This window comes from Undibacterium sp. Ji22W (assembly GCF_049340305.1).
In the GTDB taxonomy this organism is placed as follows: domain Bacteria; phylum Pseudomonadota; class Gammaproteobacteria; order Burkholderiales; family Burkholderiaceae_D; genus Undibacterium.
Genome location: NZ_JBMPOU010000005.1, coordinates 160,566 through 176,182, shown reverse-complemented (window position 1 = coordinate 176,182; position 15,617 = coordinate 160,566). Strand labels below are relative to the sequence as shown.

Genomic DNA, 15,617 nt, shown 5'->3' with positions numbered 1-15,617 from the left:
TTAGCGACAATTAATTAAACAAAAGAAGGAAACACCATCATGAAATCTTTAAAAAATAAGTTCTTCGTTGGTTTGGCTGCGACCTGTCTGTTGGCTAGTACTGGTGTATATGCGCAGACTGGCAACGCGACAACCACAACACCAGCAGCACCAATGGAGCATGGTAAGAATATGGAAAAAATGCAGCAGCGAATGCAGGCGGGTATGGAAAAACACCGTGCCCAATTACATGACAAATTGAAATTAACAGCACAACAAGAACCAGCATGGAAAACATTTACAGAAGCAACGCAGCCCCATCATCCTGGGGCTTTGCAAGATAGACAAGCTGAACATAAGGCTATGATGGCTATGTCAACGCCAGCCAGAATGGAAAAAATGTTAGAACACGCGAAAGATCGTTTATCACGCATGCAACACCATCTTGATGCGTTAAAAACCTTTTATGCTGTTTTGACGCCTGAACAACAAAAGATCTTTGATGATAGCCACGCACACATGCGCGGTGCCATGAAAATGCATACGCAAGAGCGACTGCAAGAACGACTACAAGAGGACAGACAACAACGCATGCGTAGTCGTATGCCAGAAGGCGGTTTGACACCACCACCTGGAGCAAAAAAATCCTAATTGAATGATATATTGCTGTTGACGCAGCGCGATCCGATAAAATGGAGGCTAGGGTGACCAGTCTCCATTTTCTTTTGTCCTCTTATTAGCTTAATCAATTTGCTTAATCAACACGTCACCTAATAAACCACTAAATAATTTGTTTAATAACAGATTTTGTTCCCACGCCATGATGAATTCCGCCAACACCTTAGACTCAGCAACGCCAGCCCCTATACGCGCTTTACCAGACAGTGCAATCGCTACAGCCGCTCAACATCTGGGCAGCGTGGTCAAAAATTGCTTTTCACATAGTGCAGAACATAAGGCTGTCGTGGTGTATGACCTGCGGTGTGATTTATCGATGGCACTTACCGCGGCCTACCGTCTGTGTTTGCCAGAGGCCGAGATGCTTGATTTCGACACACACACGCCGGAACAAATTATGGGGTGTCTCAATGCTCTACAGGCGGGAGATTTGGCGGTGTTGGTGCAAACCACTAACTTCCGTATGGACGCTTACCGGGTACGGGTAGAATTATTTAAACGCGATCTCAAAGTCATCGAGCATCCGCATTTAGGTCGTATGCCGGGCGAACAAGCTTTGATTTATATTGATGCCTTAGCCTATGACGAACACTATTATCGTGGCGTCGGACGCGGATTGAAACGTTTGATAGATCAGGCTCCTTACGGCGTAGTTGATAGTGGAGGCGCTGAGTTGATATTTGCGAGCCCATTCGAAGACGCAAAATTGAATATCGGCGATTACAGCGAAATGAAAAATTGGGGCGGACAATTCCCTATTGGCGAAGTATTTACCGAAGCCAAAGATTTGGAAGCGGTCAATGGCAAAGTGCGGATTTTTGTTTTTGGTGATACATCATTTTCAGTGAATAAACCGGAGCAGCCGATTACTTTAATCATAGAGCGCGGACAAGTTGTCGATGTAGTGGATTCGACACCAGAATTCGATGAAGTAATCGCCAAAATTAAAGCGGATGAGCAAGTGGTTTGGGTGCGTGAACTCGGCTTTGGTCTGAATCGTAGTTTTAGTCGCGAACGCACGGTCAGTGATATTGGCACTTATGAACGCATGTGCGGAATACATTTATCGCTCGGTGCGAAACATGGTATTTATGGTAAGCCTAACTTTAAACGTGGTGATGGCAAATATCATGTGGATGTTTTTGCCGTGACCGAATCCGTTCGTCTGGGTGAACAAGTTGTCTATCAAGATGGTGCTTGGATCGTTTGATCCCCGGATTTTCGAGGGCGGGGTATGGCGATCAGTAATGCGGCGGGCGCTCATCGGTCGGGGCTTGTCGTTGATTCGCGCTGACGGCAACTTCACGTAGGCGAGTCGCTAGCGCTAGACATAGTTTTTCTAATTCATCAATTTTCTTTTGCTGCCGATACACCTGAGTGTTTAAAGTCTCGACCAAATCATCTTGTCTGCTTAAGCGGATTTCAAAATCCACTAATCGTTCTTCTACACTCATGTCATTTCCTGATTGATGTCGCCAAGCTGGCGAACCGTCGCATTTTACCGCAAAGCTTGGGTAGGTCAGGTCGATCTTTTTTATCTTGAGCCGTAGTACGCCCACCCAAAGGTATAATGTTTCTCGCTAATTAAACTGAGCCGGTTCAATGAATAAACTCGCACTTCGTCAATTTTTACAGTTCGCTGCAGTCGGCCTATCCGGTACCGCCGTGCAATACCTCAGCATACAAGCTTCAGTTATGCTGCAGGCATCGGTCTGGCAACAATCATCTGTTGTTACTGGTTCTGCAATTGGTTATCTGCTGGGATCAATAGTCAACTACATCCTCAACTATTTCCTTACTTTTGGTAGTGGGAAATCGCATGTAGAAGCTGCCAGCAAATACTTTAGCGTATTGGCTGTCGGATGGTGCATTAATGTGGGTTTAATGAAGTTGTTAGTTGATCAATGGGGTATCTGGCATTGGTATGCACAGGTATTTACCACTGGACTGGTTTTATGTTGGAACTTTGCTGGTAGTAAACTGTGGGCATTTAAGGACAACGCTTAAGTTTGTATTGCTGGCCGCTACTACATGTTTGTGTTGCTCATAAATGCAACGGAAATAGCTTGCCAAATTGGAGCTGGTACTACTATCAGGTAAAATCGTAGTCGCAAATCTAATGCAATTTTTTATTGAAAATTAAGTGGCAATCGCAGCGAAAGCCGGGATAACTGGCTCGCAAGCTTGTTCCAGCGAAAATCAACTTGTTTGGCCTGTGTTTATGTTAGCGGGAGTTTTGGTGTTAAAAAAAATGTTGAGTAAGGTTTTTCCTTCGGAAAAATTATCTGCTCCTGCCGCTTTGAATACAGTTCATCGTCAAGTGTCGATCTCTGATGACAGTGGCGATACCACATCAAATTCTTTGCTTCCTATAAAGAAAGCTGGCAAAGAAATCGCCTCTAAATTGTTTTTGGCAATGTCAACAGAAAAAGGCATACATCTGGAGTCACTGTTAAGTGCACTTGGTGCTCTGGCCGGTTATGCCTGCCAAATCAGTGTTCGAGAAGCCTATGTGGTGCAACTAGCTCGCCCCGAAAAAGAGGTATTCATCGTTGTGCATAGTAAGCAAAATGGTGACACCTACTACTTTGGGGATTTGCTCAACCGTCCTTTGGCAGAAAGTCGTTACTCAATCTGGTCATTAGCTTCCGGGGCGACGCAAAAACTTGGTTTGCAACAACTGATCGACTTGCACGAAATCTTTAAACATGTGACAGATACCTTGGGTGGCGCGGACTTTGGTGTACCAAGAATTGGCAGCGCGCATCAAGCCAAAGAGACGCCTTTAAATTATGTGATTTTTTTGTGGCCAAAACTGTTTCCCTTAGCGCAAAGTTTTTGTAAAAATCCAGCTGACTGGCCAGTTGCATTTGGTGTGGCAATCCAAGAAATTTTGTATGCAAGTAAAGACTTGATAGCACCAGATTTGGCGTTGAAAATCGTGATGGAAAGTGCTGTCCCGATGTCAAAAATTTACCTACCACCACAAGCTACGTCATCATCAAAGTAATGTTGTTTTTAGCAGCAAGTCTTTATTCTTTCTTTGCCCAAAAACAATGTTAAGATAAAGAAACTTTCATGTTGTTTTGTGCGCCGTATCCTCATTTATTTGCTGAATAAATTCATAAATATTCATTGATTTAAGGCATACCTATGGCATTCCAGCGTATCTATTTATTACCCTCGCTTGTCCTTGCTTGTTCGATAGGCATTTCATGTGCCGCGCATGCTGACGTCAGGGCGGATATGGCGCGTCTTGAGGCTATACAGTTGCTATCTGAAAAAGATAATCAAGCCGCATTGGTGCAGTTGAAGCAGTTTTATTCTCAGTTTAATGCCGATACTGAATACCAGCTAAAAATCGACACTTTGAGGGAGCTTTCTTCGGCTTATTTTGATTCCGGCGATATCCCAGCCAGTGACAAGAGTCGAGCTGAGATCCTTGATCTGGCGAAAGCAAATAATGATCGAGAAACTGTCGCCTTGATGCAGATCGATCAGGTTTATAAATTACGTGATGTCGGTAAATTTGATGCGGCTATTGCAAAGCTAGATGAAATAGCTGCAGTTCTTAAAGGTTCAAGTAAACCAGATAATTTAATGCGTCTGGAGATAGCTTACGGTGTTGTTTATCATGCCGCCAGTAAATTTGAACAAGCGCTGAGCCATCACCTAGAAGCGTTACGCTTGACGGATCAATTAACTCAACGCAAATCCCTAACTAAAATCCGACGCTTAGCGACGCTCGCCAGTTTGTATTTGACTATGCAAAACCCAGAGCAAACCTTGATTGTCACGAATGATGCTTTAGCATTAGTCGCTGAAGTGGATTCACCAAGGATTATTGCAACTTTGCGCCAAAATCAGGCGATGGCACTAGGCGATTTGAAGCGCTATCCAGAAGCATTGGTCTCCTATGAACGCGCATTGAAAGCTGCGCAAGAAGCTAACTTACCGAAATTAGAAGCGCTGGTTTTGAGCAATATCGCCGATTTACATTTGCGGACCCATAATTTTGTGCGGGCTGAAAATGTCGCGCGTCAGGCTCTGAAAAAAGCTGAATTTATTCAAGATGATCTTGCCATTTTTAATGCTAAAGCAAACATCGGATTTGCACTTGGCGGGCAGGGGAAAATTGCGCCGGCGATGGAATATTTGATACCAGTGCTCGAACATTCGCGTGAGCAAGGGGATAAAGCCGATGTTGAGGCGACGGTTGGTGAGATCAGCCGCATGTACGAGCATGCCAAGATGTATAAAGAAGCGCTGGAATACACCAGAGAGCAGCAAAAGATCAGCAACGAATTATTTCGTGCAGATCGTTCAAAAACAGTCGCCGCCTTGCAAGAGCAATTTGATGCGGATCAACGCAAAAAGCAAATTGAACTGCTCGCCCGCGAGAACCAAATCAAAGATGCCGACATCAAGAATAGTCGCCTGCAACAGATCATCACTCTTTTGGGCGCGGTATTGACGATTATGGGCGGGATTTTTATTTATATGCTCTATCGTAAAGTAAAACAAACCAATGAACGATTGGAAGAGGTGAATCAACAGCTGGAATTCCATTCGGTACGCGACCCATTAACCGGTTTGCACAACCGGCGTTCGTTCTTAGAGTTGATGAAAGTCAGATCAGAAGACGTTGAGCACGAACGACGTGAAAATGATGGTGATAGTCCTGATTGTCTGATGATCATGGATATAGATCATTTCAAACACATCAACGATACCTGGGGCCATTCAGCAGGGGATACAGTGTTGATTGAAGTGGCTAAGCGTTTGCGTAGTGCTGTGCGAGATACTGACATGACTTTGCGCTGGGGTGGTGAGGAGTTTTTGATTTTTGCGCCGAAGACGCAGCCGGCCTTACTAATGCCTTTGGTAGACCGGGTTTTGAAAGCGATAGGATCAACGCCGGTTATCGTTGGAAATAATGTGATTCCCGTGACAGTTAGCGCTGGCTATATCTCATTGCCGTTTTCAGGAGTGCCTGAATCTGCTTGCAATTGGGAAAAGGCAATGCAGTTGGCAGACATGGCCTTATACATGGGTAAGGTTAACGGTCGCAATCGTGCCTATGGCTTACTGAGCTTGCTAGTGCCGTATGAACAGGCGTTACCAGAGCTGGAAAGAGACTTCTCTGCGGCAATCAAGCAAGGCATGGTTGAAATTGCGATCATTCAGGGCCCTCAGGCATCATAAGTAGGAATTTAAGAAAAATGTGAAGACCCCCTAGACAGATTTCAGAAATGTGCCTATAATCTTGTTTCTGTCGTTGCTGATGACACAGCAAAGCAGTTATTTGAACTAAGCAAGTAGTATATGGGTGCTTAGCTCAGTTGGTAGAGCGGCGCCCTTACAAGGCGTAGGTCGGGAGTTCGAGCCTCTCAGCACCCACCATCAAATAACTGTAAAGTACAGATGCCTTTCTAAAACGGAGTGGTAGTTCAGTTGGTTAGAATACCGGCCTGTCACGCCGGGGGTCGCGGGTTCGAGCCCCGTCCGCTCCGCCAAGTTGTAAGAAAAAACGCGCTAAGGCGCGTTTTTTTTCGTCTGCTAAAAAGTGAATGTACTTACACTGTCCTTTAGCTAACAGTCAGCCAATCGCATGATTCAGCTGACGTTAGAAATTAAATTAGGACAAAATAAATCAGCATGAAATAACTCAGTACAATAAAGAAAATGCCAGCAGACGCTGGCATTTTCTTTATTGCAAACTAATATTTCTAGCGGATTCCTTTATGCAGCCAAAGGATCTGCTAACTGGCCGCCTAGTGAATACACGATATCATCTAACATCTTCGCTAATTCTGAAGCCATCAGCAAGAAGTCAGCGTCAAAACGTTCATTTTCATCCGACGTACGCTGATCTTTATCTTCATTCAAAATATCCAAAGGCTTGATGCGCTTGATGGCCAAGTTTTCGGATAAGACAAAGGAAATCTTGTCATCCCACGTCATCGCCAGTTTCGTGCATTGTTTGCCTGCAGCGATGTGGCGCTGCACGTCGTCTGGATCAATGGAGTGGCGTACATAGCGAACGGTTGCTTTGTCTTCTGTGTGGGCGCGCAACTCGGTATCTTGATCAATCGTAAAGCCCTTAGGCGCTTCATTGCCCGCTAACCAGTCTGTCATCGCCGTCTGCGGAGAAACTTTAGTGCGCAAACTTTCCATCGGGATTTTGTCGCACTTCAACAGCAATTTGATCACTTCATCGGCTTTGCTTGGGCTGGAGCTATCGATTACTAGCCAGCCGTTGATAGGGTCAATCCAGACCCAAGTTTGACGCGTGATAGAAAAAGCGCGTGGTAGTAATTCATCCGTGACGCGTTCTTTCAAATCCTTCATCGCTTTGCGACCAGGGGCAAAACCTTGTTGCTCCTCAAGCTCTTTTGCGCGCGCTTTGGTCACTTGATTCACTACCGAGGACGGCAATAATTTCTTTTCAGTTTGTAATAACAGCAGCAATTGTTGATTGACGCTATGAACCAGGCGCTCGTCATTGCGAGGAGAAGCCCAGCCTTCGCTTTGCATGTCACCGGAACCAGTATTGGAAAAGGATTGCGATGCCAATTGCATATTCAATTGTTCGACATCGACTTTCCAAGGGGCGGGAAGGCGGAAAACTTGTAAATTCTTAAACCACATGTGCAATCCAGAGAAGAGGAAAAGCGACTTATTCTACACGTTCGAACGCCCGCTGTAGAAGCTTCTACGCAGATATTTACGGAGGATTTGCACAAGAATGGCAGTTTGTCATCAAGCATAAGTCGCTGATACAGCGCTTATCTCGAGGTTTTTATTCTGCATGCTTAGCTTTGCGACAAATTAGGATGCATACAAAGGTTATAATGACTGTTAATTTTCTCTAAAATATTTGCGTGCCTCGTGATCTTCACGCGCAGCAAAAATACTATTCAAACATCATGTTAGCTCAGCAAAAATTAGACATACTCGAAGCAATAAAAAGCGCAGTCGCGCCGACACTTGCTGGTACTGAACTCAACCCTACCATTGCATTGGAACGTCCACGCGACCCTTCGCACGGGGATATCGCTTGCAATATCGCGATGCAAATTGCTAAGCCATTGAAAAAAAATCCGCGCGAATTAGCGCAGGCGATCGTCGATGCCTTGTTGGCGCAGAATAATCCCTTGATCGCCAGCGCAGAATTGGCCGGGCCAGGATTCATTAATTTGCGCGTCACTGCAACAGCGAAACAAGCCGTGGTAAAAACTATTTTGCAGCAGCAAGATCAGTTCGGTAAAGGCACTAAAGGCATTGGTAAGAAGGTCGTAGTCGAGTTTGTGTCTGCAAATCCAACCGGGCCTTTGCATGTCGGCCATGGACGTCAAGGTGCACTCGGTGATGCTTTGTCTGCACTGTTAGAAGCACAAAATTATCAAGTAACGCGCGAATTTTATTACAACGATGCTGGTGTGCAGATTGGCAATCTAGCGCTGTCGGTGCAAGCGCGTGCCAAGGGTTTTAAACCCGGCGATGCAGAGTGGCCAGAGTCTGCGTATAACGGTGAATATATCGCCGAGATTGCGCAAGATTTTTTAGTCAAAAAGACAGTTTCAGCGAGTAATGGCGAGCCTGTTACAGCGAGCGGCGATGTCAATGATGTGGATTCTATCCGTCAATTCAGTGTGACCTATCTGCGTAATGAACAAGATATTGATTTATTGGCCTTTGGCGTGAAGTTTGATAATTATTATCTCGAATCCTCGTTGTACTCTGACGGTAAAGTCGAAGCAGCGGTGGCGGCTTTGATCGATGCTGGCAAGACGTATGAGCAAGATGGTGCTTTGTGGTTGCGTACGACAGAATATGGCGATGACAAAGATCGCGTGATGAAAAAGTCGGACGGCACTTATACTTATTTTGTTCCAGATGTGGCGTATCACATCGTTAAATGGCAACGCGGATTTAGTCAGGCGATTAATGTCCAAGGTAGCGATCATCACGGTACGATTGCGCGCGTGCGCGCAGGCTTGCAAGCCGTCAATCAGGGTATCCCGCAAGGTTATCCTGATTACGTATTGCATAAGATGGTCACGGTGATGAAAGATGGCGAAGAAGTGAAAATTTCTAAGCGCGCAGGCTCCTATGTGACGGTGCGTGATTTGATCGAGTGGTCGGGCGGTGGTGATGTGCAAAAAGGTCGCGATGCGGTGCGCTTCTTCCTGATTTCGCGTAAAGCAGATACCGAATTTGTGTTTGATGTCGACGTGGCTTTGGCCAAATCAGACGAAAACCCTGTGTATTACGTGCATTACGCACATGCACGTATCTGTCGTATGTTGACGCAGTACACTGAATCGGAAGCAGCTTTAGCCGCATTGAAAGACGTCGATTTATCGCCTTTGACTGCAGCGCGTGAAGCATCTTTATTACAAAAACTTGCTGAATATCCAGAAATGCTGGAGAAGGCTTTAGAGGAGCTAGGACCACATCAAGTTGCGTTTTACTTGCGTGATCTGGCAGGCGAATTGCATAGCTACTACAATGCTGAGCGCGTGTTAGTCGACGACGAGCCAACCAAATTGGCACGTTTAGCGTTAATATTGGCAACCCGTCAGGTGCTGCGTAATGGCTTGAGTTTGATCGGTGTTTCTGCTCCGAATCAAATGTAAAAGTCGATTTGTATCATCATGACATCCTGAGAACTTAGGGAAAATATGCGTTTCAGTACTAAGAAAAATACGAGTAAATTTGGTCGCCAGTCAGGCAATACCTTAACTGGCATTATCATTGGTTTAGTGATTGGCTTGAGCATTGCGGTGATCGTCGCCTTGGTGATCAATAAAGCCGCGACACCGTTCACTAACAAGAATGGTAAGAGCGATAAAGCGGATATACCGGTGACACAGATGCAAGATCCGAATAAACCTTTGTATGGGAATAAGGATGCTGTGAGTCAGGCTGCGAAAGAAGTTGCTGCAACTAAGGCAGCTGAAAGCGCCAAACCGGCAGATGCTTTAAGTGCGGCCGCGAATGCTGCTGTACCAACGGCTACAGCGGTGCCAGCAACACCTGTGAGCGCTGCATCTAAGCCTGAAGTCGCTGACGACAAGTACATTTATTTCTTGCAAATTGGGGCATTTAAAGAAGTGGCAGATGCTGAAAGTGCACGGGCAAAATTGGCGATGATAGGGGTAGAAGCAAATGTCAGCGACAAAGCGAGTGATAACGGTGTTTTGCACCGAGTGCGAGTTGGCCCATTTGATAGTTTCGATGGAATGAACAAAATGCGCGCCAAGTTGTCTGAGAACAGTGTAGAGACCGCAGTCGTACGATCAGCCAAGTAACTTGTACATTATTTGAATTGCAAACTTAAGAGGAAACCATGCATTTATTTCGTCGCTTATTTCATCGTTTATTATTAGCCGCTGTCGCTTCTCTCTCCCTGACTGTGTCGCTGTCTGCCACTGCACAAGAGCCACGCTTGGGGCAAGAGTACACTGTGCTGGATCGTGCTCAACCGACTGATTCTGGTAAAAAAGTAGAGATCACTGAGTTCTTTGGTTTCTTCTGCCCGGCTTGTAATGCTTTTGAGCCTTACTTCGAAGCCTGGATTAAGAAACAAGGTGATCGTATTGTGGTTAAGCGCGTGCATGTCAATTTTCACGAGTTGGTCACACAGCAAAAACTGTATTTCACTTTGGAAGCCATGGGTAAAGTGGATGACTATCAGTTAAAGACTTTTAACGCCTACCATGTTGACCGCAACCGTTTGTCGACAGATGCTGAAGTGTTTAAATACGTCGAAAAAGTTGGTTTAGATAAGAAAAAATTTACCGATATTTACGCTTCATTTTCAATTCAGTCCAAAGTCAATCGTGCAGCACAATTGATGAATGATTACAAAATTAATGGCGTGCCTACGGTAGCGATTGATGGTCGTTTTATGGTGTCTCCGGCCGACTTGTTTGCTAAGGCAAAAGTGCGCGATGGTTCGCATGCTGGTTTGGTGGTGATGGATTGGTTGGTTGATAAGGTGTACAAAGAAAAAAATGGCGCGGCGCCAGCTATCGTGCCTGCAGCGCCGGTAAAAAAGAAGTAAGCTGAGTTCTCGGCCTTGTTAAGAAAAATCCGTCAGACTGGCGGATTTTTTTTCGTCTGACATGATACTTGGGCGAATAGATCGGCGATAGTCAGTTCAGTACTCAGCGTTGAATGAATAAGGAGCGCAAATGACAACACCAGAACAATTCAAACATACGGTATTTATCACGGGAGCCTCTTCCGGTTTGGGCGAAGCCATGGCGCGAGAATACGCGGCACAGGGGGCATTGCTGGGCTTAGTAGGGCGGCGATCAGACGCTTTGGAGAGTCTGCGCGCGAGCTTGCCAAACGCCGCTTCACATCATATCTATGCACTTGACGTCAACGATCACTCGGCATTGCAACTGGCAGCCCAAGACTTTATCGGCGCGGTTGGAATGGTCGATACCGTGATCGCGAGTGCAGGAATATCCGTCGGTACGCTGACAGAGTTGTCGGAAGATTTGGCCGTGTTCCGACGTGTGATGGATACAAACGTGCTGGCGACTGTCGCTACCTTCGCGCCGTTTATTGAGCACATGAAACCACATGCACCGCAGCGTCCATGCCGTTTGGTGGGGATTGCCAGTGTTGCCGGGATTCGTGGTTTGCCCGGCGCTAGCGCATATAGTGCATCAAAAGCGGCGGTTATCAGTTATTGCGAGTCTTTGCGTGTCGAATTGCGCGCAAGCGACATCAAGGTGGTGACGATAGCGCCTGGTTATATCGATACCCCAATGACACAAATTAATACGTATGCGATGCCTTTTTTGCTCCCTGCAGCGGAGTTCGCTAAGCGTGCAATTCATAGCATACAGACGGGTGTCAGTTATCGTGTGATCCCATGGCAAATGGGTGTGGTGGCGAAAGTCTTGCGCACCTTGCCGAATTTTGTCTATGACTTAGTATTTGCGAATGCCCCACGTAAATCGCGTCTCCCTGAGCACGCCAAAAATATCGATATAGGTAAATCATGAGTTTGCCAAAACAAGCAATGCGTTCGTACTCAACTTCAGTGCAGAAAATGTCATTGCGAGATGCTTGTGGCACCGAACATCAAGTCGTGCCAAAAAATGAAACTTCGCGCATCGTTAGTCTAGTGCCTTCGATTACCGAGTTACTGTGTGATTTGGGTTTGCAAGATCAAGTAGTCGGGCGCACAGGCTTTTGCATACACCCACGAGAAGTCGTAAAAAACATCCCCAAAATTGGCGGGACTAAGGATGTGAATATCGATAAGATTCGTCGCTTAGCGCCGACACATTTGCTTGTGAATATCGATGAAAATGAAAAGCCCACGGTGGAAGAACTCGCGCAATTTGTCCCTCACGTCATCGTCACACATCCCTTGCAAGTGAAGGATAATTTCGAGTTATTTCGATTGCTGGGCGGTGTTTTTAATGTTGAAGCACGTTCGGAGGACTTATGTCGGGCATTGCAGCAACAATTGGACTTGTTTCCGGTACCAGTATGCAGCAAAAAAATCTTGTATTGCATCTGGAAAGACCCCTGGATGACCGTCAGTCAAGACACGTATATCGCCAATCTATTGAAGTTACGCGGTTGGCAGCAATGGCAGTCGGATTCTTCGTTGCGCTATCCGTGTTTTGATTGGAGCGACCGCAGTTTGCAAGATGTCGAGCTCGTGTTATTGTCGACCGAGCCTTATAGCTTTACGCCGGAACATGCAGTGAAATTACAGCAGCAAATTCAGAAGCCTGTAATGCTGGTTGATGGAGAAATGTTGTCGTGGTATGGCAGTCGTTCGATACCGGGTTTGTCGTACTTGGCTAACTTGTCGACGCTGTAAGCATTCTCAGTGCGATTCTGGTTCAGACTTTGGTTCAGATTCAGATATAAAAAAAGACCGCAAAATTCTGCGGTCTTTCTTTTTGACTGACACAGAAGATTCTATGTCAGTGATCTGTCAGGATCTTAGAAGCGATAGTTCAATGACAGTGCGTACATACGGCCTAATTGGCTGAAATGTGAACCATCATAAGTGACCATAGAATAACGTTGGTCAAATGTAATGTTGTCAGATTGAATTTGCGTTGGTGTACGACCGCTGTAATCCAAAGTCGTGCTGTTCAAGATTGCCTGACCTTTTGCTTTGTCACCAGCCGCTTGCAATTTCCATGATGGTGTCACGTTAAACATATTGTTAATCGCGAAAGCCAAAGTCATGTTCTTATTGATTTGGTAGTTAACCGAAAAGTCGGACACTGTCTTCGTTTTGAAAACAACTTCCAAATTTTGATCCAAATCAGCGTTTCTGAATCTGGTTGGGCCAAATACCGTGTTGTTCAAAGAGAAGTTGAAGTCGCTGATGTCATAGTCAAAGCCAATGATGGACTTAAACTTAGGACGAGAAGTGAACATCAATGCTTCTTGGGTGATGTCCAAAACAGATTGACCAGCTTTTGCAATCGCAGCAGGATTATTTACGGCACCGTCACGCTCATTTTTCAATGAGTAGTTACCGGACCAGTTAAATGCCAACTTACCGTCGCCTAACTTGATATTGCGTTGGTTGAAAACGTAATCGATACCAGATGTTTGGCTATCCAAAGCATTTGCGAAGAAGCTCAAAGATACGATGTTGGCTGCTTTCAGGATTTTGTCCAACTCAGCAGTTGCATCGCCACTAGGTTTGATTTCTTTACCCAAAATGATGCGATCTTTGAGCGAAATATTGTAGTAATCCAAAGTCATGCTAGTGTCTTTAGTTGGCTTGTAGCCCAAACCTAAAGTGAAGCTAGTAGACTTTTCAGCTTTCAGCTTAGGCACGCCGAGTGCTGTCGCTTCTGCAGAAACATTGCTCGCCAAACCAGACACTTGAATTGAGCCGCCAGAGAAAGAATATTGCGTTTTCTGTGTGTAGATCTGATGCAAAGATGGCGCGCGGAAACCTGTGGAAACAGAGCTACGCAAAGTGATCTCATCGTTCACTTTGTATTTCGCGCTTAATTTACCGATCGTAGCATTACCGAAATCGCTATAGCGTTCGAAACGCGCAGTCGCATCGAGAACCAAAGCGCTGCTCACGTCAAACATCGTTCCACCATAAACACCATAGTTAGAACGCGTGGATGTGAATGAATTGGTTGGTGTATTGCCTGCATAAGAGTCTGCGCCAGAATACAACCACGACGCAGGTTCACCTGCCAACAATGTGTATTGTTCAGCGCGAATTTCTGTACCGAAATAGGCACTGACGCCTTTGGAAATTTCTTTAGAAAAATCTGCATTGAATACGGTGTGATTGAACTTAGAACCGCCTGCATCAAATCGAGTTTGACCATGCGGTGGCAACGGTGTCGTTTTAGCTGCAACGGCTGCCAAGTATGCGTCTTCCATGCCACGGTTGACAGAATTCGTGACCGTGTACATTTGCTCATTGCCGCCGAAAGTCAAGCTAACGTCAGAAGTCCAGTCAGCAACGTCAAATTTAATACCAACAGTTGCGTTGTAATCTTTCAGGTTACCTAAGAACCCTGGTACATACCCATCGTACGCAGTGCCACTTGGATGCAACAGACCGTAGTCAGTTGGACGCCAGTATGGTGTGCGATAGTTTGCATAGCTGTCGATTTTCTTATCGATATAAGCAGCATTTGCATACAAAGATGCGCCACCCGCGAAATCATAACGAGAGTTGATCAAGAACTTCGCAGCACGAGTGTCTGGTGAACCATTAATATTGCCTGCGTCAGGCTTTTTGGCTAAGAAGGTGTTGACCTTGGCCAGATCTGCTGCAAAGGTACTTGGGCCATCGCCGAAAGTTGCCGCCTCGCCGCGCGCGCTGACGATACCCGAGCGTGAAGACAAGCCATTTTTGGAGAAATCGATAGTTGCGTTAATGAAGCCGCTATCACCTAAAGACATACCGTGGTTGATACTGATGGCTTGCATTTTGCCATCGCCTTCATGCGTGACACCAGTGCGGCCAGTAATTGAAGTACCTTCTGCATTGTCTTTCAAAATGATATTCACGACGCCGGAGATCGCGTCAGAGCCGTACTGCGCGGAAGCACCGTCACGCAAGACTTCAATACGTTTGATCGCATCTTGTGGAATGGCAGAAATATCCGCACCACTTTCACCACGGCCTGGAGAAGTTTGGGTGTAAACCAATGCACTGGAGTTTTTACGCTTACCGTTAATCAAGATCAACGAACGGCTAGGACCCATATTACGAATTTCGTATGGATCGAGCAGTGAAGTGGCATCATTGACTGGCGTTTGAACGGTATTGAAGGAAGGAACGCGGAAGGCTAAGGCTTTGTCGAGGGACGCTTGCGCAGTTTTCGTCAATTCGTTCGCTGACAAAATATCCACTGGAACTGGCGTATCAATCACAGTGCGGTTAGAGCCGCGAGTACCGGTGGATGTCACCACCACTTGTTGTACTTCCTGGGCTTTTTCGCCAGCTTTTGCTGGTGTTGCATCCTGTGCGCTAGCAATGCCGCCTGATGCTAATAATACGATGGCTAACTGAACTGCACTTTTTACAAAAATTTCTTTGTTCGGCGAACTGCCGATCTTTGTAGATTTATTTTTCAATTCTTGCTCCCATTTGATTTATATATGTATTGATGACAGGGGGATGTCAATCAATGTTTAGTTGCTACTGGTATGCCCTGCTTCCCTGCAAAAATAGGCCGATTCATACTACCTGACGTGATTGGTACGTGCAATATCGGTAAACACCTTGTTGTTTTTTGGATGATTTTATTGCAATTTGAAATTGCATTTTTTAACTCATTACTGTATTTGCATGCATTTTTGGGATGCAGAAACCATGTAAATAAGTCACTTGGTCGATGGAAAAAATACCTGAATTAGGACCAACCTTTGTATATTTTTTTCTTGCTTGAAATGCTATATTGACTTCACTTCAAAAT

13 protein-coding genes and 2 tRNA genes are annotated in these 15,617 nt (G+C 45.6%); 12 read left to right on the top strand and 3 right to left on the bottom strand.

Annotated elements, in window-relative coordinates; translation table 11 throughout:
- Window positions 1-39: 39 nt before the first annotated feature.
- Window positions 40-630 carry a Spy/CpxP family protein refolding chaperone gene (locus ACO0KW_RS20150; protein WP_423055129.1) on the top strand — a complete coding sequence of 197 codons (591 nt, stop codon included), beginning with the start codon at window positions 40-42 and terminating at the stop codon, window positions 628-630.
- 172 nt (window positions 631-802) lie between these two features.
- Window positions 803-1,867 (top strand): hypothetical protein, encoded by a 1,065-nt coding sequence (locus ACO0KW_RS20145; protein WP_423055164.1) that lies wholly within the window; start codon window positions 803-805, stop codon window positions 1,865-1,867.
- A gap of 31 nt (window positions 1,868-1,898) precedes the next feature.
- Here ACO0KW_RS20145 and ACO0KW_RS20140 read toward each other — a convergent pair whose 3' ends face one another.
- Window positions 1,899-2,111, bottom strand: coding sequence for a SlyX family protein (locus ACO0KW_RS20140; RefSeq protein WP_423055128.1), 213 nt, complete (start codon window positions 2,109-2,111; stop codon window positions 1,899-1,901).
- 148 nt (window positions 2,112-2,259) lie between these two features.
- On the opposite strand from ACO0KW_RS20140, the gene ACO0KW_RS20135 reads away from it, so the two are divergent.
- The 5 genes from ACO0KW_RS20135 (at window position 2,260) to ACO0KW_RS20115 (ending at window position 6,173) form a co-directional block, all read left to right on the top strand.
- Complete coding sequence (locus ACO0KW_RS20135) at window positions 2,260-2,664, top strand: GtrA family protein (RefSeq protein WP_423055127.1); 405 nt, start codon at window positions 2,260-2,262, stop codon at window positions 2,662-2,664.
- 136 nt (window positions 2,665-2,800) lie between these two features.
- Window positions 2,801-3,667: a hypothetical protein gene (locus ACO0KW_RS20130; RefSeq protein WP_423055126.1), complete on the top strand. Its 867-nt coding sequence runs from the start codon at window positions 2,801-2,803 to the stop codon at window positions 3,665-3,667.
- Between the two features lie 143 nt (window positions 3,668-3,810).
- Window positions 3,811-5,862, top strand: a complete 2,052-nt coding sequence (locus tag ACO0KW_RS20125) for a diguanylate cyclase (protein WP_423055125.1) — start codon at window positions 3,811-3,813, stop codon at window positions 5,860-5,862.
- Window positions 5,863-5,984: 122 nt separating this feature from the next.
- Window positions 5,985-6,060 (top strand) — tRNA-Val (locus ACO0KW_RS20120).
- 36 nt (window positions 6,061-6,096) lie between these two features.
- Window positions 6,097-6,173 (top strand) — tRNA-Asp (locus ACO0KW_RS20115).
- Window positions 6,174-6,399: 226 nt separating this feature from the next.
- On the opposite strand, the gene ACO0KW_RS20110 is transcribed toward ACO0KW_RS20115, so the two are convergent.
- Window positions 6,400-7,308 carry a recombination-associated protein RdgC gene (locus ACO0KW_RS20110; RefSeq protein WP_423055124.1) on the bottom strand — a complete coding sequence of 303 codons (909 nt, stop codon included), beginning with the start codon at window positions 7,306-7,308 and terminating at the stop codon, window positions 6,400-6,402.
- Between the two features lie 278 nt (window positions 7,309-7,586).
- Between ACO0KW_RS20110 and argS the strand changes: the two genes are divergently transcribed.
- The 5 genes from argS to ACO0KW_RS20085 all read left to right on the top strand — a co-directional run bounded on the left by argS (window position 7,587) and on the right by ACO0KW_RS20085 (window position 12,520).
- Window positions 7,587-9,299 (top strand): arginine--tRNA ligase, encoded by a 1,713-nt coding sequence (argS, locus tag ACO0KW_RS20105; protein ID WP_423055123.1) that lies wholly within the window; start codon window positions 7,587-7,589, stop codon window positions 9,297-9,299.
- A 45-nt stretch (window positions 9,300-9,344) separates the two neighbouring features.
- On the top strand, window positions 9,345-9,974 hold the full coding sequence (locus ACO0KW_RS20100) for an SPOR domain-containing protein (protein WP_423055122.1): 630 nt from the start codon (window positions 9,345-9,347) through the stop codon (window positions 9,972-9,974).
- Between the two features lie 38 nt (window positions 9,975-10,012).
- Window positions 10,013-10,729 (top strand): thiol:disulfide interchange protein DsbA/DsbL, encoded by a 717-nt coding sequence (locus tag ACO0KW_RS20095; RefSeq protein ID WP_423055121.1) that lies wholly within the window; start codon window positions 10,013-10,015, stop codon window positions 10,727-10,729.
- 130 nt (window positions 10,730-10,859) lie between these two features.
- Window positions 10,860-11,687 carry an SDR family oxidoreductase gene (locus ACO0KW_RS20090; RefSeq protein WP_423055120.1) on the top strand — a complete coding sequence of 276 codons (828 nt, stop codon included), beginning with the start codon at window positions 10,860-10,862 and terminating at the stop codon, window positions 11,685-11,687.
- A gap of 47 nt (window positions 11,688-11,734) precedes the next feature.
- Complete coding sequence (locus ACO0KW_RS20085) at window positions 11,735-12,520, top strand: helical backbone metal receptor (protein WP_423055163.1); 786 nt, start codon at window positions 11,735-11,737, stop codon at window positions 12,518-12,520.
- A 125-nt stretch (window positions 12,521-12,645) separates the two neighbouring features.
- Here ACO0KW_RS20085 and ACO0KW_RS20080 read toward each other — a convergent pair whose 3' ends face one another.
- Window positions 12,646-15,276 carry a TonB-dependent receptor plug domain-containing protein gene (locus tag ACO0KW_RS20080; RefSeq protein ID WP_423055119.1) on the bottom strand — a complete coding sequence of 877 codons (2,631 nt, stop codon included), beginning with the start codon at window positions 15,274-15,276 and terminating at the stop codon, window positions 12,646-12,648.
- Window positions 15,277-15,617 lie beyond the last annotated feature (341 nt).